Source organism: Providencia sp. PROV109, from assembly GCF_033681625.1.
Classification (GTDB): domain Bacteria; phylum Pseudomonadota; class Gammaproteobacteria; order Enterobacterales; family Enterobacteriaceae; genus Providencia; species Providencia hangzhouensis.
This window is the reverse complement of the sequence record NZ_CP096320.1, coordinates 1475301-1500670: the sequence shown is the minus strand read 5'-3', so window position 1 is coordinate 1500670 and position 25370 is coordinate 1475301. Positions and strand designations below refer to the sequence as shown.

Below are 25370 nucleotides of genomic sequence, written 5' to 3'. Positions count from 1 at the left end.
ACACGAATAATGTTAGTGATTTTTCATTATTATAACCATGTTATCTATCGTTAATCTAATGACTAGTTTGATTAACATTCATTGGCTTAATTTCCCCAGACTCAATATTAAGATAAAAATCTCGACTTGGATTTCCTTGTAGATATTTATCAATTACAGTGAAAATACTGCCAAAGCGTAATTTAAAAATATTCTCAAATGAACTATCCGCGTTAATTTTATCAGTCTCATTTGGTAATGACGATAACAAGGTTCCTGTGAGGAATCGATATTGGTTTAATCTTTCTACAGGTATATCTTGCAACGCAAGCTCGTCTGCATTACGTAAACGATAAAAATCCACAGCAAGGTCAAAACCATTCCATTTTGCAAAATCATTTAACTGATACCCTGTATTTTTAGCAAGAGTAGCAGCTTTATCACTGGCTTTTTTCCATGCATCGGAGTCTTTATTCAAGTAGATTTCGGTGACATTGACAGTTCCCGGGTCTTTAGCGCAAATTTCATGATTTTGACTCAATGGTGCCGTTAATACTTCATTATAAGCTTTCTTAGTATCTAACTGGCTTAAAATAAGCATCTCTTCGCCATTCAAACTAAATAACATTTGACGAATTTCACATGGCCATTCCTCAGGAATAAAACGTAAACGTGTCAGTTCAGTAATATGCCAGTTAGTGAAGTCATAATAATTATTTGCGCTTAAGATATCTTTATTCCAAAGATGCGACGAATTAGTATTTTTGAGGTGTTCCCACTCTTGCTGATAGTGCTCAAATAACTCATCAAACCGAGGAACATCTTCTATTACAATGGTTTGTACATCAATTTCATTCGCATTTCTAAAATTCAATATTTTATAAGCAGGAACATATGCGGCCATTGAAGGAGCTTGAATATTAAAAAGTAAGCTGCCATCCGAATACTTACGTACACCTGTATCATTAAAATGCATATGACCGCCAACATGAACACCGATACCTGTTTTTGCCATTGCATGGCTAGTGTCTTCTTTTGGTGCCCTTTCTAACTGAAATTTACCTTTGCCAAAAATGGTTTCAAGGTCATCTGCTGCACCATTATCAAATTCAACCATCGGGAAATGGCTAAACGTGATTAATGTTTTATTTTGCTCTTTCGCGCGCTTTGCAACATCCGCCATCCACTCAACAGTCTGTTGTTTATGTGTCAACATTTTGTTGTAACCCGCATTCCCCGACCCTGCAAAGTTTTTAGCTGCTTTAGGGTGATTAATATCTGCTTTTTCAGAAGGAACATAGACATTGGCATCAACGGCCATTAACCACAAATCAGGAATAGGCTCAACAAGGTAACTGCTGTCTGCAACATTAAAACAAGGCCCATATCCCTCTTGTTTATATTTACCGCCTGTTCCTTGAGTACAAATTTCATACTGCCTTTGGTTAAAATCACTGGCTTTTAAGGCTGCTTCATAGTTGTAACCTTGAGAACCATAGTTTGAGTATGGTGTTTCCCAATAAATATCTTCTGGTAACGGATTAATACCAAATGATTTCATTGCATCCATCACTCGACCATAACCACTATATACCATCTCTTCAGAGCAAATTGTTGGCAGCTCAGCTCCCGTTTCTATAACGGCAGTCTTTCCTTTATATCCCGTACACTCACTTGCCCCTAAACTAAAGATACGCTGCGTTTTACCATCAGTTCCAAGAAAATCTTCTTTTCCTGCTGGCATATCAAATGGACGGTTCGGATCATGATTCCCTGGTGTAGCAAAGAAACGCATACCATATTTTTGCTCGTACTCTTGCAATACTTTTACTAACCCACGTAAGTGAATAGGTTGGCCGTCATCAGTAAAATCACCAGGTAATGCAATAAGTTTAATACCTTTCTTACCTGCATCATCAAGTGCAGCACGTAGAGCAAAATAGTTTTCATTAAATAAACGCGTAGATGTTAATTGTGCATACATAGAACGAATAACGGCATTTTGACCACTTTTACTATTTTTTAATCCTTCAAATGCATTATCAGCAAACTGCCCATATACATCATGAAAATGGATATCAGGCATAAACGCGACGCGATAATTATAAGGTTGAGCCGTAGGGGCATTTGCCATTGCGACAGTTCCAATGGACATTAATGCAAGGGCAAAACTATATTTTAATTTATTGTTCATATTTGTTCCCTTTAGATAATTAACTATTTCTATCAGAAGTTATATGCAATGCCAACGCGATAACGCCACTGCCATGCATCACGGTAAGTTTGTCCATTTTTGACATATGAACCATCATCATAGGACACATACCCTAATTCAACATAAGGAACCCATGTCTTATTACCAACCCAAGACACATTCAGATTATGTGCATAATCCTTTTCTTTACCTTTATATGCAGGATAATCAGTATTAAATTTATATTCAAAGTCATAACTTAATGAAAAATCTTGCAGCTTATAACCTAAATAAAAATTACTCTGCCAATAATGCTGATTATCTTTTTTAGGCTTATTAGAGTTATCATAATGTCTTACGCCATAACGTAAACGAGTTCCAATATTAAAATCATCCGTTAAATTATAGGCAGCTTTGACACTGAATTTATAAGCCGTATCTTTATCTCCTGAATCTAAAGCAAAAGAAGGTGTTAAAACAAAATCTTTTGTGGCTTTATATTTATAACCAACTTCAACCTCATTTCCTTTTGATGATAGGTTTTCACCAAAACCACCATCTCGACTTCTCCATTTTCCTTCAAGGCTAAAATAAGTTCCATTTTGCATGCTATGGCCAATTTTGACACGGTCTTCATGGCGATGTTCATCCCCTAACCATTCATGACGATAGTCAATATATGTCGCATTCGCTGCTGTGCAAAATAATAATGTAGAGATACCTAGAGTTAAGTTTTTCATAAACTGATTCCTATAATTAATATTTATTTTTTATTTAATCGTTAAAACAATGATTCATTATCTATCTTTTATTTATAGATATACCCCTTATATTTTTAGAAAAAAACCTTCCCATCCTTTTAAATAACTTAAAAGAAAATTAATTTATTAAAATTTTAATTTTTTATATTCTTATCTCATAATTCTAATTCCAGCTTCAATAATTCAACAATATCCTCTGATTTTTTAGCATTTAACATTTCATTTCTAAAAGACTCATGCATTAATTTACGTGCGAGAACAGAAAAGATTCGCATATGCTGATTTTCATCTGAATCATTAATTGTTAGCATAATTACTAATTTAACATTAACACTATCTCCCCACGCTAACTCATTCGGTAAACGTAATACAGAAATACTACTGTGTTTAACAAAAGGTGATTTACAGTGCGGTATTGCAATTGAGAAACCTAATGCCGTACTAAAAATCTCTTCTCTTTGCCATATTGCTTGTTCAACTTGTGATCCAGAGTCAGTTCGGTGATTAACTTCTAAATTATCAGTTAATCGTTTAATAACTTCCTCTTTACTTTCCATTCTTTCATCAAGAAAAATTAAAGACGGATCCAATACTGAATAATCATTTTTTGGCGTATTAGCAGAGATAGACAAACGAGATAGTTTATCTTTTTCAAACTTGAACCAATTATCTGCATATGTATCAGGCTCAATAATTAATAAATCGTATTGCGTATCTAATAATAAAACATGAGCAGATTGAATTGATTCAATTATGGAAGATGAAAGACATATTAAAGGAAGAGAGAAAGATTGTGCTAAAATAGCGGTATGTGATGTTTCTGCCCCTGAAGCCATCACAATACCTTGCAAATACTCCCCTCTCAATGCCAATAATTCGCTTGGTGTCAGTAATCCTTGGCAAATAATAATCGAATCTTCTGTTAATTTAGGAAGTTGTATTTTAGATTCGATACCAAGATGCCTTGCTATACGCAATCCCAGATCCTTAATATCTAACTCACGTTGGCGTAAATATTCATTACTACTGCTTCGAAATGGTAAGCTGAGCTCTTCAATTGCCATTGATAACGCAGCAATCGCATTATTTGCCTCTCTTGGTTCAAGTAAGCACGCTTCAATATCCTCATCATCCAATAATTGGCTTTGTGCCTCTAAAATATCAACCGCTGTTTTATCAGCTTGCTGAATATCTAGACTAAATTGTTGACGAGCACTTTGTAACGCACGTTTTAGTATTTCACATTGTTCTGATTGTGAATTTGATGGCTCTAATAATGAAATCTTTTGTAAATCAAAAGATTTCATATAGATAGCCCTACCTTTTGCAATCCCTTGGCTAACACCATAACCCTGAATAATTTGAGATGATGTCCGACTCAGATATATAGGGATCATTCCTTGCTCTGGTTTATCTTTTTTTGGCATTAATCCATCACAATGAATAAATTCTTGTTCAATAAATACCTTTAGTTTTTCATAAGCCAGATTTTCATCATCTCCACTGATTGTAAAATAACATTCATCACCAACAGCGACATCTGCCCCAACAAGAGCCAAAACACTTTTTGCATTGGCTTGGCGTAGTTTGCTTTTATTAAAAAGTAAAATATCTGATTGAAAACAAGCTGTTTTTTGCTCAATTGCACTCGCTGGTCTTGCATGAATACCATTAGGTAACTCACAACGAAATGGAAGTATTTGCATAATTTTTCCTTTATTAATTAGTCAATTAACCAAGACACAGGTGTACAAGGAGCTGCTTTATCTGTGTTTATGCATATAGACTCCGATAAAGTAACTTGATGTATCAACGTATTCGACTTAGGTTCTGTATAGGTTTTGGTTTCACTACTTGGGTTCCACCCACGTAAAATCAGTGACTCTTGATTCTGTGCTTTTTTCAACGTGCTGAAGTGCAGCTCACTATCCCACGTCAATAAACTATAATTATCAGGAAAAACAATATAATGAGGATTCGTTTTAAATTGAGACCAACCGGAATCTAGGTAACCAAATGCAGGTAAACGCCAATGCTCAATATCACGCCATAGTTGAGCGCTTTGGCCATTTTCTATCGGCAATATAGCAAAATGGAAATGATGAAGCCCCTGAATTTGTGATTCCGGTGACGGCAAAACCATACCTGATGCACGCCCTGGCCGCCAAGTTAGTTCTGCTTGGCCTAGCCAACCCACACTGCGCAAAAGTGTTATTCTTATCATGTCAGGTTGATTGGCTGGGATTTCATACTCTCTTAGTCCTTCAGTAACGATACAAATACCTTTTTTATCATCATGTTGCATTACCAGACTTTGCATTGGATAAAGCGCTGTTGGTGCCTCTACCCAATTTTCACTTTGCCAAATATCCATATTGGCTGGATTATTTTCTCGCTGAATTAAACCAAAAGGTTGGTCTGCAAAGTGAAATGTCTGTTGAATTTCCGTAGGAATTTCAACCTGAATTCGATGGTCTTCAATGGTATTATCAATTGTGATTTCAACATCTAGCCATGCCTTATCATGAGGTAAAGAAACCTGCATTGTGGCAGATAAATGCGCATTAACCTGTTTGGTTTGGCGAGCAATTGCATTCTGTGGTACTGGAATTCGCCAATTTAGAATAAATGAATCCATTAACGATGCTCTTACACAGTTAAATTGCTGTAAGTGTCCATCACTACTAATTAACCAATCATCTTCAGGTGGCGAATAGTTATAATTATCTCCTTCGTCTCCACCATCAATTAATCTAAGAATATTTGGGTATTGTTGTTGATTACGTTTATCAGTTAATAACAATCGTCCTTGGTGCAGTTCAAGTTTCAGCCATTCATTCTCTAATGTATTTTCAGTTTGAATGTTTTGTTGAATTTCAAAACCTGAATTTTCCCCTTCAACCAAATAAAAAGTCTGATAACCGCATGAAGGTAACTCTTTCACTTCAAGCAAGACTTCGCATTTCCGGTACCATGTCGTTGTCGTGCTATTCGCCAATTCTTGTACAATCAAAGACATATCTTGTTTTTCTTCATGAATAAGTTGCCAGCGGCAAGGTTTTCCTGCATCGTCTTTAATACAAAAATCATTTTCAGGTGTATAAAGTGTAATACAAACTTGAGCATCTCTTTTATGTGGCAACGAATTGAAAATGATAATTTTTTTACCATCTTGTTTTGCTTCAATCCCGCGAGCAAGCATCTTCATATTAAGGTCAAACAGTTGATTTGCACTTTCTAAACCATCTTGTAAGCGTGCTTTCACCATGCTATTAACACGATCAGAATTACATCCGCCGATACTATCATGAGCGTGTGACTGCATAGCTTTACGCCAAATATTATCAATCGCAGTTTGTGGATAAGGTAAACCAAGCCGCCAGTTAATGGATAGAAGAGGCTCAAGTTGTTGACTAACAAATTGTTCTAATTTTGCATTTAATAATTTAATGTCCATTCGAGTAGAAAAAATACCACGATGTACACGCATATATTTCGGGCTCAGCAATTCACCATTAAATTCAGGTAGTTCAGTGCTATTTACTTGTAAAGCATCAAAAAATGCACTGAAACTACTTTTGACAAAATAATATTCCTTTTGAACTTTATTTAATTGCTCAAGCATCGCAGGTACGGCATATTCAAAAGGGGATTGGTCATTACCATTAGGTAGTAATATTTGGTCTGAGTGAGCAAAACGGGCTTGTTTTTCCAAGATAGCAGGTAAAACGGCAGAGGCTTTTTCTGGATTATCAGGTAACCATTTCGCGCAGCCGTAGCCCCAAGGTAATACAGCAGTAGCCACACTATGACCTGACTGCGATTTCCAAATAAATTCACTACTTGCGACATCATGTTCACACCATCCACGCCATACGACCGCATGTTTGATACCAAACTCTTGCAAAAACATAGGTAGCTGTGCACTTTGTCCAAATGAATCAGGCACATAGCCTATTGGCATATAACCGCCCCATTGCTCACAATCTACTTTTCCCAACAGTAAGTTTCGCGTGATAGATTCCGCTCCAACGACTAAAAAATCAGTTTGTGTGTACCAAGGGCCAATAAGAATTCGGCCTTGTTTAATTAATTTCTGTAAGCAATCACGCCTTTCTGGTGCAACCTGTAAATAATCTTCCAGCACCACGGTTTGCCCATCTAAAACAAAGGGGCCAAGAGAAGGATCTTCTTCTAAATGTTTAATTAAATCATTCATGAAATAATAAAGAACAATTTTTGAATCATTCTCAGTGAAATACCATTCACGATCCCAGTGCGTATGTTGAATTAAATGTACCGTTTTCATTTTATGACCTTAAAATATTTTTAGCAGAACAGCCCCGTCACGTTATTCACGCTAATTAACACTGTACGACATTATTAAAATAACTCTCTAATTAACGACCGACTTTAAATTTAGGAATAGCTGTTTCTGTTTTTTTAGTTTCTATCGTTTCATTACCACGAAATATTAATAAAGAGCCAATAGTAATAATTGCAGATCCCACAGCAACCGATAATATATATATCGGCCATTTATCTACGGCTAACCACCCATAAAATCCCGAAATAGGAGCATGATTTATCGCACCTAGACCGACCGCCATAGCTGCACCTGTTGCTGCACCAATAATGTTAATGATAATAGTCTTTGGATTAGCAAGAGCAAATGGGATCGCGCCCTCAGAAACGCCAATTAACCCCATTAGCGTAGAAGCTTTTCCTGCTTCTCTTAATGATTCAGGAAAACGTTTTGACCAAATTAGCGTTGCTAAACCGATCCCAATTGGGGGAATAATAATAGCAACTTGAGCTGCTGTATTTGGCTCGTAAATTTCCGATGCTAATAATGCCATTGCAGTGGTTACTGCGGCTTTATTAACCGGGCCACCAAGGTCAAATCCAACCATTGCGCCAATAACGGCAGCAAGAATTACTTTATTAGATCCCGACATTGATAAAAGCCATTGCTCCATACCATGATTAAGTGCCGCTAAAGGTGCACCAATCACAAATGCCATAATAATACAGGTGAGTAATGTACCACCTACTGGCAAAATAAAAATCGGTCCTGCTGATGCAAGTGATTTTGGTAATTTCGTATATTTAGCTAATAAACGTACAATATAACCAGCAATAAACCCTGCTGCTAAGGCCCCTAAAAACCCGGTGCCTAAATTACTTGCCAACAAACCACCGACCATTCCAGGCGCTAAACCAGGCTTATTCGCGATAGCAAAGCTGATATACCCCGCGACGATAGGTAACATAAGAGAGAGTGCTAATCCTCCAAAACCATCAAATTTATGAAGCACTTGGACGACGAAATTTGTAGCTTCCAGATGGCTAGAATCCCAAATATTATCAATACCATATAAAGATGCACCAATACGAGATATCCCCATAATCACTGCACCTGCGATAACAAATGGCAGCATCCATGACACACCCGTCATAATGGCATTTTTTATTTCCGTACCAATGCCTAGTTTCGATGTTCCATTAGACTGCCCCATTTTTCATTTCCTCCTCAATTGCATCAATAATTGCATCGCCATACTTGATTGGGTCTGCAACACTGCATTCAAGCTTAATCATCCCATTAAATCGCTCCTTATTAATAACAGCGACATCAGCAGCCAAAATGACCGCATCTGCTCTTGCTAAATCGTCACTGGTAATCTCATTTTCAATTCCCATACTCCCTTGAGTTTCAACTTTAATTTCATGGCCTCTTTTTTTTCCTATGATATCCAACGATTCAGCAGCCATATATGTATGAGCAACACCAGTAGGACAAGCCGCAACACAAACAATAAACATAACAACTCCTTAAAATTTAATTCAGACAATAAAAAAAGCACAATGGCATAAATGCGCATTGTGCTTTTTAAAGGCAGCTAAAGGTAAAGAAATAATATTTCCAGGTGCACCACTAGAATGACGACAAATCATTATGTGGCGCAAACTGGACACAAGGAATAAAAAGATCAATTCGTGACGTTTACGAATATTTAATGATATTAAAGGATTAACATAAGCATTTCTTTCTAATTTAGTTAAATCGCTATCAAATACAGAAATATAAAGCTTCTGTGCACTCTGCCATAACTGCGACCAATTAACTGAGAAATCATTTTCAGATTGATTAGAATTCTCAGATTCATCTTTTTCAAGGGAAGCAATTGGTACAAACCAGCAAATTTTGCTTAATAAAGCTTTCATTTTGCTATCAAGTGATAGCAAAAATAAAATGCAGCCTTTAAAAAATAAAGCAAAATGTAAAGACATAGTGTCCCCCTTTAGAAACTAGTACCATTCTAAACGTATAAAATAGAAAATTACTGTGATTCCACCCTCATTTATTAAATTAAATAAAAATTAAAATGCTAAAAATATTAATGGCTATTTTCATTCTTCAATAAAAACCTGATTATCAAAGATTTATCTAAAATAAATTTTTTAGATAAATAATAACCTCACTGAAAGCCTAAAAGTATAATAATCTAAGAATTTCGCAATACTATTAATTATTAATCTGAGCTTTTTATATTAATCCAATAGAAGCTATTTTTATATGTTTTTATATAGAATGCCATTTTTCTTATTGGCTAAATTTAAAGAGATACAATGAAACAAAAAAATCAAAAAACAATTAATTTAGGATAGAGAAATATAATAATTCGATTGATACCCCTAAAGCACCTAAATGATATTACTCAATATAAGATTATAAAATAACGCATAAATAAACATTAAAAAATTCAACCTTATCAATCCATTAGTCACTTTCATGCTCATTTTTCTTAGCTATATCATTAAAAAATTTAGAGTGAATGCATCCTTGAACAAAAATCATACGAAAAGAGAATCTAATGCTGTAAAATTATAGATAGAAGCAATAATCTCCAATAACTCGTAAAAAATAGCCATTACCGGTTCTTCTTGTTAGAGGTAATTGAGTGCTTAGATTGATATCTATCATGGGAATGCACAAACAATCATTTTACCACTTGCTGTATCGATTCAATTCGAGTTAAATTTAGAGTATCCACAGGATCTATGAACCTAGAAAACAAGTCATCACTCTCGTGTAAAATTTGTTTTTCGCATTGATAGGGAGAAAATGCAAGTTGCTACTAGCGTTCGAGTTGACTATCCCTATAATGTAGGTCAGCAATAATTCATTTTTAATTTGAGTGTACTGATAGGAGTTTTAGCTATGGCTGTAACTAAACTGGTTTTAGTAAGACACGGTGAAAGTGAGTGGAACAAAGAAAACCGCTTCACAGGTTGGACTGATGTAGAACTGTCCGATAAAGGCCGCGAAGAAGCAAAAATTGCAGGCCAACTGCTAAAAGACGAAGGTTTTGTGTTTGATTTTGCTTACACTTCCGTTCTGAAACGCGCTATTCATACTTTATGGAATATCCTTGATCAAGTTGAACAATCATGGCTACCCGTTGAAAAAAGCTGGAAATTAAATGAACGCCACTACGGTGCTCTGCAAGGTTTAGACAAATCAGAAACCGCGGCAAAATACGGTGACGAACAAGTTAAATTATGGCGCCGTGGTTTTGCTATCACACCTCCAGACCTAGAAAAAGATGATGAGCGTTACCCAGGGCACGATCCTCGCTACGCGAAACTGTCAGATAAAGAATTACCCGTTACTGAAAGCTTAGCAACCACTATTGAGCGTGTCGTTCCTTACTGGGAAGAAGTCATCAAGCCTCGCGTTACTAGTGGCGAGAAAGTCATTATTGCCGCTCATGGTAACTCTCTGCGTGCTTTAGTGAAACACTTAGACAACTTAAGTGAAGATGAAATTTTGGAATTAAACATCCCAACTGCGGTACCAATGGTTTATGAGTTCGATGAAAACATGAAACCAATCAAACGTTACTATTTAGGTAACCAAGATGAAATTGCTGCAAAACAAGCCGCAGTAGCAAACCAAGGTAAAGCGAAGTAATTATTAACTTTATCTCTAAATATTGAAGGGCTAAGCCATATGCTTAGCCCTTTTTTCTTATCCATTTACTTCTATTCCTCAAAAAAACTTAACTCACAGTGTAAGAAATCCCAATAACCGATTATTATAGGGAAAACACATTGAAAGGTTGATAAAACAATAAAATGAACAAATTTAATATGTATGTTTGGGTTGGCCTTGTACTTAGCGCCAGTATCTTGGGTTCCCTGCTGTATATGATCCAAGGTGGCGAATTAGTCGTTGATGGTTCAAATGGTGCTGCTAATGCCGAGCTGATGAAAACCTTAATGATCATTGCTTGTATCAGCTTCCCAGTACAAATTATTAGTATGATGGTGATGACTTATAAACCTCGGTTATCCATTGTCCTTGCCGTACTCAGTAGCCTAGCATTAATGCCAATCACCATTGTATTTACCATGGGAATGATTTTCTCTGCGATCCGCTGGCGTTACCATCAGTTAACCCAATTTGATACCTCTTTAAATGTTCAATTTGACCAACGCGTTGAGTTCAACAAACGCAATAACCGTATTTTAGTTGTTGCACTTGGCTTAATCAGTATCACCTTTATTATATTAAGCCAAAGCTTAGGGATGTTCCTGTTTGTTTTCACCATTTTCCTTGGTTACTTTGGCAAAAAAGCGGGTGATGGTGTCTATTTAGCGATTAAAGACTCATATTTCTATATTCGCCCAAACATTTTCGCTTACTGTTATCGTATTCCATTAAAAGAGGTGGAATATACAAAAGGCGAGAAAGGCAAAGTACATTTTGATGTCCAGACCGATACTGAACGATTGCAATTAACGGCAACTCCGGCAAATGCAACACCTGAAGAACAGTCAAAATTGAATACCTTCATTAACCAAATTCAAAAAAAACAGTAAGTGGGCGACACAATGACTGCCGCTTGACAAGCCGGCAGTCGTTACGATTAATTTGCGTTAGGTATCATAGGCATTACAGGTGGAGTCAAGTTAATAATATTCACTTCATTAGGAGAACCTATACTAATAAAGTGATTATCTATGAACGAAACAGTCCATTCTCCCAAAATATCTACTGGAGAAAAACCACTATTCCCACTTAAATGAATTGTACTATTAGGATTTTTAATTACATATTCTTTAATAGTTTCATTAATAATAGAAACTATTCTTTTATCTTCTTTAACTTTATCTTTTAAACTTGATATAAATTCATTGTAATATTCAGCGCTAGGAAATGATTCTTTGTCCGATACATAGTCTGCCTCATATTCTAAAATTGATTTCTCAATGCGGGGGATTCCTTCCCGAATATATTTAACATCCTCCATATAATTATAGACATTATTGGAAATATATCCATTATCGTTATCTATTTCTGCATTCATTAAATTAAATATATATTCAACTTCATACTTGAAATCATTATTTAATTTAGGTCCAGAAATATTCGCTTTCAAATCATACCAAATTGCTGAATTCATTGAAGGATAATTTTTGCGAGACAAAATAGGCACTTCATCTAATTGACTTACCTTTTCAGCGAGAGGGCGGATTTGTTCTAAGATAGCCGTTCTTTTATCTGGGTTTTCAATGTACTCATTCATTAACTCAGATACCTTAATATTATCCTTATATTCACTTGCTCTTATGTTAAGATAATCATTTAACGAATCAATATATTTAAATGAATCGGTTTTATCTTTATCATTCCCCCAGCCTCCTCTAATGCTAATATCAATATCATTATTCAGTCTTACACGATCTTCCTCTAACTCTTTTCTAGCATTCATAATACTTTCTTGCATTATTTCTGCATTCTCTTTCAATTTATTAGAAAGTACTCTAAGATTGATTTCATAATTAATTCTTGATTTATCAGTTAATGCCATTTTATATACTCCTTTATATGAAAACTTAACTAACTTTAAAGAATGCCATTAATAAAAATGACAAAAAAATAATAATGCAGCTTAGAATAAAAAACTAATTTATTTTTTGTATAATAAAAAATATAAAATTCCATCGTGCTGTATATATATAAAAAAAGCCAGATATTAAAATATCTGGCTTGATGTACTTATTATTCTTAAATTATTTATTTCGACGAGCGATCACCGCATCTGATAACTGACGCAATACTTTTTCAGTATCACTCCAACCAATACACGCATCCGTCACACTTTTACCGTAAACTAATGGCTCATCAGATTCGAGATTCTGGTTACCTTCAACAAGATTACTTTCAATCATAATCCCTGTAATCGAACGGTCACCTTGGCGGATTTGCTCGCTAACGTCCGTCGCCACTTCCATTTGTTTTTCGAATTTTTTGCAGCTATTTGCATGGCTAAAATCAATCATGATACTAGGCACAAGCCCCGCTTTCTCTAGCCCTTCACGGACTTCTTGCACATGCTTAGCACTGTAATTTGGTTCTTTACCACCACGTAAAATAATATGGCAATCTGGGTTTCCGCTGGTGTTCACTATCGCAGAATGGCCCCACTTAGTCACTGACAAGAAACAGTGGGCTGAACGCGCTGAGTTAATTGCATCAATGGCAATTTTAATTGTGCCATCTGTACCATTTTTAAAACCAACAGGGCAAGATAAACCAGACGCTAGCTCACGGTGAATTTGTGATTCCGTGGTTCGAGCACCAATAGCTCCCCAACTCATCAAATCTGCCACATATTGTGGGCTGATGACATCTAAGAACTCACCCGCAGTTGGTAAGCCTTGGTTATTGATTGTCAGCAATAATTCACGAGCAATACGTAAACCTTCGTTAATATCAAAGCTACAATCCATTTTAGGGTCATTAATTAGCCCTTTCCAACCTACCGTTGTGCGTGGCTTTTCAAAATACACGCGCATCACAATTTCCAGAGAACCTTTTAATTCCTCACGTAATTTACCCAAGCGCTCTGCGTATTCTAAAGCCGCTTTAGTATCATGAATCGAGCAAGGGCCAATAACTACCACTAAACGGTCATCTTTACCGGCTAAAATATTGTGGATTGCCAGGCGTGCTTCATGAACGGTAAACGCAGCTTTGTCGGTTGCTGGAAATTTTTCAAGTAGAGCAATTGGTGGTAATAATTCTTTTATTTGTTTTATTCTGACGTCATCGTTCTGATAATTCATACCTGTATATCCAATGTTTATTATTTTTACTGTAGTTGATTTACATGCCAAATTTATCCAAGTTGGTTTCGCCCGAACAAAGCGCAGAGTAGACAGCTGAATTCCTTCACTGTACTCGAAAGGATAAAAGATAATTAGCATCGAAATTTTAATCTAACCGTTCAACAGACATCTGTAAACAGGCAAGCGCACGATAAAACTAGGACTTTATTAGTAGCCAATTATAAAATGAGGTGAAATGTTGAAATTTAGCATGATAAGTAGGCAAAACTGGCATTTTTCAGAGCAAATAATAACTAAAACAGCTAAATGACGATAATGCCACTTTAGCTGTTTTAGATGATTTTTTCTGTCTAAGTACGAGAAATGGGCATGGAGCCGTTTTCTTTTGCTGATTTTATCCAAAGCCTAGAGCCATTTAGGGCGATACCTAATAAAATTAAGTATTCTAAGGACATGGCATAAACACCTTGAATAAAGAAAATCACAATACTGATGACGTTAATAATGACCCACAACAACCAGTTTTCTACATATTTACGTGTCATTAAAATCATCGCGACAACGGAAAGAATGGTCATCGTCGAATCCCAGAATGGGAAGGCATCAGGTTCTATTGCAGGCATTGCGAGGTTAGCGCCAAATAGATTTAATAACTCGACGGCCCATTTCGCCAACACACCAAATACCGCATCAATATTAAATGTCAGATAAATAATCGCGATAATTGAAATAACCAGTGCTATAGCTGCTTTTGGTAAGCTCAACCAACGAATTTTTAGCTCTGCTTGCTGCGAACTAGTAACTCTGCTCCATGCGTACCAGCCATAGATATTGGCGGCAAAGAAAAATATCTGTAATAATAGATTTGCATATAGCTGAATTTGAAAGAAAATAACTGCAAACAGAGAAACGTTAATTAACCCAAATAGATAATTAATCGTTTTTTCTAGACTCGCAAGTAGAATACAAAGTAAACCAGCAATGGTCCCCACGGCTTCAATGTAAGATAAATCATAAACTGATCCCCAAAGCGGGATCTGCACTAACGTATTGGCTGTACTAAAGAAATCCATCCCAAAATCCTTTATAAGTGATCGTTAATGTTGTATTGCTCAGTATTTCATTCAAATTATATTTTATTATTTTAGACTCTCTGCAAAATCTAGCATTTTATTTAATGGTCGTAATGCTTTTTCTCGTAATATCTCACTGACATGAATTTGATGGTCTTGCGAATTCCCTTCCAAAGCATCAGCAATCGCTTTTAAGCCATTCATTGCCATCCAAGGGCAATGTGCGCAAGTTCGACATGTTGCGCCCTCACCCGCTGTTGGAGCGATGTAAAGCGTCTTCTCCGGGCAAGCTTGCTGCATTTTGTAAAAAATACCTTTATCCGTCGCCACTATCATCAATGGGTTAGGCAAATTTTGTGCTGCTTTAATTAACTGACTTGTAGAACCGACCGCATCTGCAAGGTCGACTATCGCTTGTGGTGACTCAGGGTGAACCAATACCGCAGCTTCAGGGTATAGAGCTTTCATTTTTTCTAATGATTGTGTTTTAAATTCATCATGAACGATGCAAGCCCCTTGCCAACACAGAATATCAGCCCCAGTTTGTTGTTGGACATAACGCCCAAGATGGCGGTCTGGGGCCCAAATTATTTTTTCACCTAAGCTATCAAGGTGCTCTATTAATTCAACAGCAATACTGGATGTGACTACCCAATCAGCCCGAGCCTTTACTGCTGCTGAAGTATTAGCATACACCACCACAGTTCTATCTGGATGCTCATCACAAAAACGGATAAATTCTTCTTCAGGGCAACCTATATCAAGGGAACATTGGGCTTCTAATGTTGGCATTAAGACTTGTTTTTCTGGACTGAGAATTTTTGCGGTTTCACCCATAAATTTCACTCCAGCAACAACTAAGGTAGATGCCGAATGTTTAGCCCCAAAACGCGCCATTTCAAGTGAATCTGCAACACAGCCCCCAGTTTCTTCTGCAAGTGCTTGAATTTCAGGATCAGTATAGTAGTGTGCAACGATTACCGCATTTTTCTCCACCAATAGCGACTTAATCTTCTGCCGATAAAATTCTTTTTCATCCGAGCTTAATCGTGCTGGTTTTGCTGGGAACGGATAAACTGACTGGTCAAAATCGATAAACACGCTCATTGGTTGCCTCTGTTTAGCAAAAAGCGATTTTATTACCTTATGCAAGTTTAAAACCGCAAGTTTACACACATTTTGTTTTATATACTAAACACGATACGCTAGTTTGCTCAATAAGTCTTCACTATTTTTACTTATCTAGCATCATTTCCTCCCTATTACCGATTTACCTCAAAGGATATACCAGACATCAAAGTAAAAGTTGATTGATCTTTGATTTATCAATAAATGGTGTTTAATTAGAAGGTTAATTTGTATATGTAATAGGGAGCGTACAAGTTAATTTTACATAACCCAAATAATTCGAACTGTGATATGCGACAAAGGAAATAGACGGGATGCATAGATAAACTCTGTGACTCGGCGAGCGTAGCCCAGTCACTTATACCTCAACTAAAAGCGCTGCAACTTGAAGAATTACGGTTATAAATGTCATGAAATGAAAAAGTAACAACCTACCTACTTGCATTGTAGGCAGGTATGATGAATCAAAGGAAGATATGCAACTAATATATTGGTATAGGTAGAAGAATGGATTCTACAATATTATCATGACTTACTACATTAGATAGAATTTGCTCTCTGCTATAAAGTCCTGCAATATTATCTGTTAAATTACCACCATCAATATGCCATTCTGATTTTATTTTATTTTTATTACTAATAACCTCACCTTCTTTAGTATTATCTTGTATTAATTTATCACTCGACATGTCCATTTCTTGTCTACATTCATCAACAATTTTAAGTTCATCATTCTCAGAATTACTAGTATTTAAACTCTCATCTAATTGGTTATTATAATGTAAATATCCTACCATATAAGATATATCATTTGCAGTGTATCTTACTTTAGCCAAGGAACCGTGAAAAGCTAAAGTATCCCCTTTAGCATCAATGACCAACTGGCTAACCCTGGCATCAGACTTGGATAACAGTCGGTGTAATCTAGAGCCAATATATGGATAATTACGAATTTTTTCTGTCACATTATCATAATCCTCAGCGATGTTTGGTGTAATGTTTTTTTTCTCTGCTGGGTTTTTAATATTTTTTCAGCTAACTCACCTAGTTCTGCATGAAGTTCTTGTATAATTCCATTCATATATTCATAATGTTTTTTTAATTCCAAAAAACATTCATCTCCGTTTAGTTCCTTTGTTCTCATTCCCATTTTAATTCCCTCTTAAAAAAACAAATAATAATTTGTTAAGCAATTAAATACAAATTTCATTTTAATATATAACAAAGTAAATTATACCTTATAAATATAGATGCAAATAATAAAACACAGAATAATTTCAGAGTGCTTTCAAAAAAAAATAGAATTTAAAGTAAATTTAGATTAGTTATCATCATTGTAATCTTTCCCATCTTCATGTTTAATGCAATATACTTTTAACAATTAAGACAATTTTGGTACTAACACTGCTGAATTTCTGATACCTCTCCTATAAATGTTAACGACTTTCCCTCACTTTAGAAAAAACTTAGTCATTTAAGTACTCTTTTCATACTTTTTACGTTTGAACCTTCGCTTTTCTACCTCTTTATCGGTATCGTAGCCATCCTTACTTAATTCATTAGGTCAGTTATGGAATCACCTGCATTATTAATAAATAAAATTATTTCAGTTTCATTGCTCGATCCAAGAATTGAAGCCGTGGTATTAACCGGCTCTCGAGGGCGAGAACAACATATCGATAGTTATTCTGATATTGATATCGAATTGATTGGCCACGGGGTGACAGAGCTATTCCAACAAACACATTGGATTAATAACTTTGGTACCCCCTTGGCTGCTCTTCATTTACTTAACGAAGAAAATGATGCGCCAGACTGGCCTACTTGCTTGGTGATCTATGAAGAAGGCCGCAAAGTTGATTTCACTTTTGCAGAACCTGAGCGTCTCGAAAAAATGAAGTGTGAAGGTTTAGATGCGACATTTTCACGGGGCTTTACTGTTTTATTGGATAAAACAGGGATCGCTAATGGACTACCTGAAAATGCCAACTCAACATCTTTACAGCCAAAGCCTGTTAGTGCCTCTGAATTTGCCGAGATAATCACCGATTTTTGGCATGAGGCTCATCAAGTCGCCATCGCACTCACACGAAATGAGTTATGGGTGGCATGGTCGCGAAGTGCAGATATGAAGCAGTATTTTCTCACACTAGTTGAAAACCTAGTTTCTCTGCAAGGTAAGCATGTTTGGTATAAAGGCCGTCAATATCACGAATGGATGCCTAAACCCTATATCGAGGCATTGGAGGTTATTTTTAATTGTGGAACGGCTCACAGCGCTTCATTGTCTCTTCAGTGTTTGATGCGCTGCTTTAATGAAGTAGCTACCGAGCTCGCTAGCCTTCAAGGCTTCAATGATATGCAGCTTATGGCAGAAAAAATGCAAGAACTGCTTATTGGCATTTTGCAGGATAACGCCCTACTCCCTGAAACACTGTAAAATAAGATAAATATAAATGAAGCACAGCAAAGGAATGCGGTGCTTTTATTGTTGTGAGCGATTAGACAACTAAGTACTTACTTAGGTAAATATTACTTGGATTGCTTGCTTGATAATGGCTTGAAATGGTGGGTCGTGCAGGATTGAAATCCTTCGGATTTGCCCTACGGGCTGAACCTGCAACCAGCTTGTCGAGGTCTGGCTTAACGACTGAATGTTTACTTAGGTGATTGTTAAATTGGATTATTTGCTTAGGAATGCCTTGAGATGGTGGGTCGTGCAGGATTGAAATCCTTCGGATTTGCCCTGCGGGCTAAACCTGCAACCAGCTTGTCGAGGTATGGCTTAACGACTGAGTGTTTACTTAGGTGATTGTTAAATTGGATTATTTGCTTAGGAATGGGTTGAGATGGTGGGTCGTGCAGGATTGAAATTCTACGAATTTAGCCTTCGGCCTGAACCTGCAACCAGCTTATCGAGGTATAGCTTGGCGACTGAGCGTTTGCTTGATTCGGAGTTAGCTTAGATTTAATGCTGAGATGGTGGGCCGTGCAGGATTTAAATCCTTCGGATTTACCCTACGGGCTGAACCTGCAACCAGCTTGTCGAGGTATGGCTTAACGACTGAGTGTTTACTTAGGTGATTGTTAAATTGGATTATTTGCTTAGGAATGCCTTGAGATGGTGGGTCGTGCAGGATTCGAACCTGCGACCAATTGATTAAAAGTCAACTGCTCTACCGACTGAGCTAACGACCCATCTAAATTGCTTTTTTTTACTACAATAGGTTTTAGATGGTGGGTCGTGCAGGATTCGAACCTGCGACCAATTGATTAAAAGTCAACTGCTCTACCGACTGAGCTAACGACCCATCTAAATTGTTTTTTTTACTACTATAGGTTTTAGATGGTGGGTCGTGCAGGATTCGAACCTGCGACCAATTGATTAAAAGTCAACTGCTCTACCGACTGAGCTAACGACCCATCTAAAACTAAATTTCTTTCTGTTTTTCGAGATTTTCGGCTAACCGTATTCTCGTATCAACGGCGGCTTATATTACTGATTTCTGACGAGGGTGCAATGATTTTTTTGCAAAAAAAGATTAAACGCACACTTATCATACTGATAACCCCGAAATATTCGGTAATATTGCTTCGGGGCCATAAATTAAAGTGTACTCAGCTTTTTTTCGGCTAATTTTGAACCAGCACTGTTTGGATATTGTTTCAATACCTGTTGGTAAACAGCTTTCGCTTTATCTTTTTGTCCCTTATCTTGCATGATCAGCCCAACTTTATATAAGGCTTCGCTGCTTTTTTGGGATTTAGGATACTGCTTAACTACAGTGGCGAAATAAAAAGCAGCATCGTCTTTGCTACCTTTATTGTAGTTTAACTGCCCCAGCCAATAGTTGGCGTTAGATTGATACCCAGACTTAGGGTAGGCTTTAATAAAACCTTGTAATGCACCTATTGCTTGGTCAATTTGAGCTTTGGATTTGCTTTCCATCGCTAATTTGACTGCAGCATTGTAATCATCTTTCTCATTTCCACCTGTATTGGCCGCTGCCGTAGGTGTCGCTGAGGAAGATGATCCATTTGATGCGCTAGTGTCAGGTGTTGCTGTATCGCCTGAGGTTGCTGAATTACCACCGCCCGCATTGTCTAATTGCATGTATAAATCTTTCTGACGCTCAATGACTTGATTCAATTTATATTCACTTTCTTGAATCTGACCACGTAACATGTCGATGTCGCGTTGATTGTCAGCGAGTTGCTGTTGGATTTGATACAGAATTTGACCTTGAGAGCTAACTGCTGTCTCAAGTTGGGTAAGGCGGTCTGCTGTTGAACCAGATCCGACATTGTTGATTGGCGCTTGGGCAATAGCGGCCCAAGGGGCCGCTACGCCAACCAATAACGACAGACCGACTAGTAAGTGTCTGAAGTTACTGTTCATAATAGATAATTTCGCTTATCTATTAGTATGCAATGACTGCACGACGGTTTTTCGCGTAGTCTGCTTCAGTGTGACCTAACACAGCTGGTTTTTCTTTACCGTAAGAAACCAGTGAAACTTGGTCACCAGAAACACCTTTGCTTTGCAGGTACATTTTAACTGCATTAGCACGACGCTCGCCCAGCGCGATGTTATATTCTGGAGTACCACGCTCATCCGCATGACCTTCAACAACAACACGTACAGATGGGTTGCTACGCAGGAATGCTGCGTGTGCATCTAACATTTCAGCGTATTCTGGAGATACGTTGTATTTGTCAAAGCCAAAGTAAACAGTGTTGTTTTGTTGCAGCTGTTCCATTTGCTGACGTGCCAGCTCTTCCGCAGACAGACCAGTATTAGTTTGGTTAGTAGAAGTATCTACGCCATCTTGGTCATTGTTTTTGTTAGAGCTACAAGCTGCGACTGCCATGATTGGTAACGCGATCATCAGCCCTTTAAGCACTTTATTCAGTTGCATCGTTTTGATCCTTAATATTTTTTGCCACACATTATTATTATGCATCACAGATACGGCGACCAGGCAGGAAATTTAACCTGTCCATCGGTAGCCGGAAGACGCGCTTTGAAACGCCCGTCGGTCGAAACTAGCTGCAATATAGTCCCCAAGCCTTGAGAGGAGCTATAAATTACCATAGTGCCGTTAGGTGCGATACTCGGCGTTTCATCTAGGAACGTTTTCGTTAAAAATTCAACGTTATTCGTTGCCAGATCTTGTTTGGCGACATGTTGCTGACCGCCACCGGAGCTGACCATCACTAAGAAAGTACCATCCGGGCTAACATCAGCGTCCTGATTTTGTGTTCCTTCCCAGGACACACGCTCAGGGCTGCCACCATTAATATTCATTTTATAAATCTGCGGACGTCCTGCCTGATCTGAAGTATAGACTAAAGTTTGGCTATCTGGCATCCAGCTTGGCTCGGTATTGTTACTACGACCATCGGTTACCTGACGAATTTGCCCACTCGCTAAGTCCATTACATATAAATTCAAGCTGCCTGTTTTAGACAATGCAAATGCCAGTTTAGTCCCATCCGGAGAGAATGCAGGTGCCCCATTGTGACGAGGGAATGATGCTACCTGACGAACCGCTCCTGTCGATAAGGTTTGAATGACAAGTGCTGAACTGCCGCTTTCAAATGTAACATAAGCCAGTTTTTCACCATCTGGTGACCATGCTGGCGACATCAAAGGTTCTGGTGAACGGTGAACCGTAAACTGGTTAAAACCGTCGTAATCAGAAACACGTAATTCATATGGATACTGACCGCCTTTGTTGACAACAATATAAGCAATACGTGTACGGAATGCACCACGAATACCTGTCAATTTTTCAAAGACTTCATCACTTGCAGTATGCGCTGCATAACGTAACCATTCTTTTGTTACTTTATATTGGTTCTGAGATAAAACAGCACCTGGATTAGCCGCGACATCGACTAACTGATAGCTAACAACAAAGCTACCATCTGCTGCAGGCTGTACTTGCCCCACAACAACTGCGTTAATACCTAACGCTGTCCACGCTTCAGGAATCACTTCAGAAGCGGTACCTGGTTGTTGAGGCATACGGCTTGGTTCGATAGGGTTAAATTTCCCGCTATTGCGTAAATCAGCACCGACTATTTGGCCGACTTCTTGTGGTGGTGCACCAGCACCTGACCATTTAAACGGAACAACACCAATAGGTTGAGCTGAGTTAACGCCTTCAGTGATCTCAATACGTATTTCAGCCTGAGCCACTGTCGCCCATAGCATTAGGAACCCTAAAACTACTTTAAAAGCCTGCTTCATTCTTATCTCCCTTACTGCGGATTATTTACTACCGCAATAATTCGCTGAATTTTAACAAAGGTATAATAACAAAACTAGATACCACACAAACTATTTATGCTATTGCCTTAATAATATCAATACAGACTGCTCTGAGTTATTGAATATTAAGGTTTAAACACAACCGTGCTACCTGCTTTATTAAACGTATCATAGACTTCTCTGCTAGGTGGTTTAGGCATCGTTGCAAGTTTTGCTGCTCGGATTGCTGCATCACAGAGTGCCGCGTCATTGGCCGGGCTATTTTTTGGTGTAATACTCACCAATAACCCATCTGGCGCGAGCTTCAATTGAAGTTCACAAGTACGCCCACGGAAAGTATCTGAATCATAAAACTTACTTTGGATAGCCGCTTTGACTTTACCAGCATAGCTGTCCACATCAGCATTGGATGCCCCTGATTTTTTACCGCCACCTTTTCCAGCTGCAGCTTCGCCACCTTGCTTGCTAGGGCCTGATGCCGTTAAATCACCAAGCAAATCGTCAACGGAAGCCGCATTTTTTGCAGCCTCAGCCTTAGCTTTTGCCGCTTTGGCTTTCGCTTCTTTATCTGCTTTTTCTTTGGCTTCCTTATCGGCTTTAGCTTTAGCTTCTTTCTCAGCTTTTACTTTAGCGTCCTTTTCTGCTTTTTCCTTGGCTTCTTTTTCGGCTTTCTCTTTAGCTTCTTTTTCAGCTTTGGCTTTCGCCGCTTCTGCTTCTTTCTGAGCTTGTGCCTCAGCTTTTGCCTTTTCAGCGGCTTGCTCTTTAATTAATTTTTCTTTTTCTGCTTTCGCTTTCGCGGCAGCTTCTTCAGCTATTTTTTGCTCTTCCTTCGCTTTTTTAGCCGCTTCTAACGCTTTTTTCTGTTGTTCTTCGGCTTGCTTTTGTTGCTCTGCCGTTGCACGCTCAGTTTTAATACGCTCTTCTTCAAGCTGCTGAAGACGCTTTTGTTCCTTTTCTTGCTGCTCTCTAAGCTCAGCCTCTTGCTTTTGTTCTTGCTCTTTACGCTCTTTCGCCGCTTGTCTGACGTTATTTTGCTGCCTTTGCATTTCTTCATATTGCTCAACAACCACGCCAGGGTCAACCATCACCGCATCGATGACAGTTCCCTCTTCCCCGCCACCACCAAGTTTGACGACGGAAACTAAAGAGCCTATAACAATCAAGCCGATCAATAGGACGTGCAATACAATTGACATCACTAATGATCGATTTAAGTTATCTTTTTTCTCTTTTGTCTTTCCCACTCTGGTATCCAAAAAAAGAATTGTGACTTATTCAAACGACAATAACCCAGCCTAAATAGGCTGAGTCATCAAGCCAACCGATTTTATCCCTGCGCTGTGTAATATATTCAGCGCCTTAATCACTTCTTCATAAGGGACTTCTTTTGCTCCACCAATCAAGAAAATCGCTTTTGGATTTTTCTCTAATTGAGATTTTGCTTCTGCCGCAATTTGCTCTGGTGGTAACAATTCTAAAACCTCACCATCAAGACGCATATTATATTGGCCAACCCCCGACACTTCTAAAATAATCGGTGGGTTATCACTTGATGAGACGGTTTGTGTATCTGTTGCATCCGGCAATTCAACTTCCACACTTTGAGAAATAATCGGTGCTGTTGCCATAAATATCAGCAACAGTACCAACAATACGTCCAGTAATGGAACAATGTTGATTTCGGATTTCAGCTCACGTCTGCGACTTGTGCGCGCCATTCGCTTATCTCCCCCGTCTTATTTCTTATCAGCAGAGAAAGCTTGACGATGCAAGATGGCTAAAAACTCTTCCATAAAGTTATCGTAGTTTTGCTCTAATTTGCTGACACGTAAGTTCAAACGGTTAAATGCCATAACTGCAGGGATCGCTGCAAACAAACCAATTGCGGTTGCAATCAATGCTTCAGCAATACCCGGTGCAACCATTTGTAATGTTGCTTGTTTTACCGCGCCCAATGCAATAAATGCATGCATAATCCCCCAAACGGTACCAAATAAACCAATATAAGGGCTAATTGAGCCAACAGTACCTAAAAATGGGATATGCGCTTCAACTGATTCAAGTTCACGATTCATTGAGATACGCATTGCACGAGAAGCCCCCGTGACTACCGCATCTGGCGCATGAATATTCGCTTGGTGTAAACGAACGAACTCTTTAAAACCAGAATGGAAAATTTGTTCGGCACCACTCAATTCATCACGGCGAGCTTGACTTTCTTTATATAAGCGCGATAACTCGATACCTGACCAGAACTTATCTTCAAATGCTTCAGCCTCACGAGTTGCCGCATTTAAAATTTTCGTTCTTTGAATAATGATCGCCCATGATGCGATAGAAAAACCGATCAAAACGAACATAATGAGCTGAACCAAAAGGCTCGCTTTAAGGAATAAATCCAGGATATTCATGTCAGTCACTGTTTAAACTCCGCGACAATAGACTTAGGAAGCGCAATCGGCTTCATTTTTGATGTGTCCACACAAGCAATAAGGGCATTTGCCCCACAAAGCAGGTTACCTTGCGAATCAACTAACCTTTGCTGAAAAGTTAATGACGCGCGTTTCATTTCAATAATTTGCGTTTCAACTTCCAGCAGGTCATCTAGCTTAGCGCCTTTGACAAAATCAATTGTCATGCTTCGCACAACGAAGCCAAGGTTTTCAGCAAGCATACTTTGTTGATTGATACCTTTATTTCGCAGCATTTCGGTTCTTGCTCGCTCAAAAAAGGCTAAATAGCGTGCATGATAAACAACACCGCCCGCATCTGTATCTTCATAATACACGCGAACAGGCCAGCGAAATAACATAACA

At 38.0% G+C, this 25370-nt stretch carries 23 protein-coding genes and 3 tRNA genes; 3 read left to right on the top strand and 23 right to left on the bottom strand.

Annotated elements, in window-relative coordinates:
* Positions 1-55: 55 nt before the first annotated feature.
* The 7 genes from M1F25_RS06875 to M1F25_RS06845 all read right to left on the bottom strand — a co-directional run bounded on the left by M1F25_RS06875 (position 56) and on the right by M1F25_RS06845 (position 9228).
* Positions 56-2173: a metallophosphoesterase family protein gene (locus tag M1F25_RS06875; protein ID WP_094962408.1), complete on the bottom strand. Its 2118-nt coding sequence runs from the start codon at positions 2171-2173 to the stop codon at positions 56-58.
* 32 nt (positions 2174-2205) lie between these two features.
* Positions 2206-2913 (bottom strand): oligogalacturonate-specific porin KdgM family protein, encoded by a 708-nt coding sequence (locus M1F25_RS06870; RefSeq protein ID WP_094962407.1) that lies wholly within the window; start codon positions 2911-2913, stop codon positions 2206-2208.
* A 176-nt stretch (positions 2914-3089) separates the two neighbouring features.
* Positions 3090-4640: a fructose PTS transporter subunit IIA gene (locus M1F25_RS06865; RefSeq protein ID WP_181489505.1), complete on the bottom strand. Its 1551-nt coding sequence runs from the start codon at positions 4638-4640 to the stop codon at positions 3090-3092.
* A gap of 17 nt (positions 4641-4657) precedes the next feature.
* Complete coding sequence (locus tag M1F25_RS06860; protein WP_181489504.1) at positions 4658-7243, bottom strand: glycoside hydrolase family 38 C-terminal domain-containing protein; 2586 nt, start codon at positions 7241-7243, stop codon at positions 4658-4660.
* 91 nt (positions 7244-7334) lie between these two features.
* Complete coding sequence (locus M1F25_RS06855) at positions 7335-8453, bottom strand: PTS fructose transporter subunit IIC (RefSeq protein WP_181489503.1); 1119 nt, start codon at positions 8451-8453, stop codon at positions 7335-7337.
* Positions 8440-8760: a PTS fructose transporter subunit IIB gene (locus M1F25_RS06850; protein WP_004256746.1), complete on the bottom strand. Its 321-nt coding sequence runs from the start codon at positions 8758-8760 to the stop codon at positions 8440-8442. Before M1F25_RS06850 ends, M1F25_RS06855 begins: the two co-directional genes overlap by 14 nt.
* A 21-nt stretch (positions 8761-8781) precedes the next feature.
* Positions 8782-9228: a hypothetical protein gene (locus tag M1F25_RS06845; RefSeq protein ID WP_004256749.1), complete on the bottom strand. Its 447-nt coding sequence runs from the start codon at positions 9226-9228 to the stop codon at positions 8782-8784.
* A gap of 931 nt (positions 9229-10159) precedes the next feature.
* On the opposite strand from M1F25_RS06845, the gene gpmA reads away from it, so the two are divergent.
* Together gpmA and M1F25_RS06835 are read left to right on the top strand one after the other, a co-directional pair.
* A complete protein-coding gene (gene gpmA, locus M1F25_RS06840; protein ID WP_004256752.1) occupies positions 10160-10912 on the top strand; it encodes a 2,3-diphosphoglycerate-dependent phosphoglycerate mutase in 753 nt (250 codons plus the stop codon).
* Between the two features lie 164 nt (positions 10913-11076).
* Positions 11077-11823, top strand: a complete 747-nt coding sequence (locus tag M1F25_RS06835; protein WP_004256754.1) for a hypothetical protein — start codon at positions 11077-11079, stop codon at positions 11821-11823.
* A gap of 47 nt (positions 11824-11870) precedes the next feature.
* On the opposite strand, the gene M1F25_RS06830 is transcribed toward M1F25_RS06835, so the two are convergent.
* The 6 genes from M1F25_RS06830 to M1F25_RS06805 form a co-directional block, all read right to left on the bottom strand.
* Positions 11871-12815, bottom strand: a complete 945-nt coding sequence (locus M1F25_RS06830) for a hypothetical protein (RefSeq protein ID WP_096864102.1) — start codon at positions 12813-12815, stop codon at positions 11871-11873.
* 202 nt (positions 12816-13017) lie between these two features.
* Positions 13018-14073: a 3-deoxy-7-phosphoheptulonate synthase AroG gene (gene aroG, locus M1F25_RS06825; protein WP_036957937.1), complete on the bottom strand. Its 1056-nt coding sequence runs from the start codon at positions 14071-14073 to the stop codon at positions 13018-13020.
* Between the two features lie 353 nt (positions 14074-14426).
* The gene (gene pnuC, locus M1F25_RS06820; protein WP_136135598.1) at positions 14427-15149 is read right to left on the bottom strand and encodes a nicotinamide riboside transporter PnuC; all 723 of its coding nucleotides are present in this window, start codon (positions 15147-15149) and stop codon (positions 14427-14429) included.
* A gap of 66 nt (positions 15150-15215) precedes the next feature.
* Positions 15216-16256, bottom strand: a complete 1041-nt coding sequence (nadA, locus tag M1F25_RS06815; protein WP_181489502.1) for a quinolinate synthase NadA — start codon at positions 16254-16256, stop codon at positions 15216-15218.
* Between the two features lie 503 nt (positions 16257-16759).
* Positions 16760-17242: a hypothetical protein gene (locus M1F25_RS06810; protein ID WP_181489501.1), complete on the bottom strand. Its 483-nt coding sequence runs from the start codon at positions 17240-17242 to the stop codon at positions 16760-16762.
* Positions 17239-17427: a hypothetical protein gene (locus M1F25_RS06805; RefSeq protein WP_181489500.1), complete on the bottom strand. Its 189-nt coding sequence runs from the start codon at positions 17425-17427 to the stop codon at positions 17239-17241. Before M1F25_RS06805 ends, M1F25_RS06810 begins: the two co-directional genes overlap by 4 nt.
* 420 nt (positions 17428-17847) lie before the next feature.
* Here M1F25_RS06805 and M1F25_RS06800 point away from each other — a divergent pair, with 420 nt between their 5' ends.
* Positions 17848-18717: an aminoglycoside 6-adenylyltransferase gene (locus M1F25_RS06800; RefSeq protein ID WP_094962399.1), complete on the top strand. Its 870-nt coding sequence runs from the start codon at positions 17848-17850 to the stop codon at positions 18715-18717.
* Between the two features lie 682 nt (positions 18718-19399).
* On the opposite strand, the gene M1F25_RS06795 is transcribed toward M1F25_RS06800, so the two are convergent.
* The 10 genes from M1F25_RS06795 to ybgC all read right to left on the bottom strand — a co-directional run bounded on the left by M1F25_RS06795 (position 19400) and on the right by ybgC (position 25366).
* Positions 19400-19475: transfer RNA gene (locus M1F25_RS06795), tRNA-Lys, on the bottom strand.
* Positions 19476-19512: 37 nt separating this feature from the next.
* Positions 19513-19588 (bottom strand) — tRNA-Lys (locus M1F25_RS06790).
* Between the two features lie 36 nt (positions 19589-19624).
* Positions 19625-19700 (bottom strand) — tRNA-Lys (locus M1F25_RS06785).
* A gap of 184 nt (positions 19701-19884) precedes the next feature.
* Positions 19885-20676 carry a cell division protein CpoB gene (cpoB, locus tag M1F25_RS06780; protein ID WP_004256777.1) on the bottom strand — a complete coding sequence of 264 codons (792 nt, stop codon included), beginning with the start codon at positions 20674-20676 and terminating at the stop codon, positions 19885-19887.
* 22 nt (positions 20677-20698) lie between these two features.
* The gene (pal, locus tag M1F25_RS06775; protein ID WP_004909091.1) at positions 20699-21196 is read right to left on the bottom strand and encodes a peptidoglycan-associated lipoprotein Pal; all 498 of its coding nucleotides are present in this window, start codon (positions 21194-21196) and stop codon (positions 20699-20701) included.
* Positions 21197-21240: 44 nt separating this feature from the next.
* Positions 21241-22533: a Tol-Pal system beta propeller repeat protein TolB gene (gene tolB / locus M1F25_RS06770; RefSeq protein ID WP_004256782.1), complete on the bottom strand. Its 1293-nt coding sequence runs from the start codon at positions 22531-22533 to the stop codon at positions 21241-21243.
* A 146-nt stretch (positions 22534-22679) separates the two neighbouring features.
* Entirely contained in the window at positions 22680-23798 is a 1119-nt protein-coding gene (gene tolA / locus M1F25_RS06765) for a cell envelope integrity protein TolA (protein ID WP_004256784.1), read from the bottom strand.
* Positions 23799-23849: 51 nt separating this feature from the next.
* Entirely contained in the window at positions 23850-24272 is a 423-nt protein-coding gene (gene tolR, locus M1F25_RS06760) for a colicin uptake protein TolR (protein ID WP_004256786.1), read from the bottom strand.
* 18 nt (positions 24273-24290) lie between these two features.
* Complete coding sequence (tolQ, locus tag M1F25_RS06755; RefSeq protein ID WP_004256787.1) at positions 24291-24974, bottom strand: Tol-Pal system protein TolQ; 684 nt, start codon at positions 24972-24974, stop codon at positions 24291-24293.
* The gene (ybgC, locus tag M1F25_RS06750; RefSeq protein WP_004256789.1) at positions 24971-25366 is read right to left on the bottom strand and encodes a tol-pal system-associated acyl-CoA thioesterase; all 396 of its coding nucleotides are present in this window, start codon (positions 25364-25366) and stop codon (positions 24971-24973) included. The genes tolQ and ybgC overlap by 4 nt, the downstream gene beginning before the upstream one ends.
* Between the last annotated feature and the right edge of the window lie 4 nt (positions 25367-25370).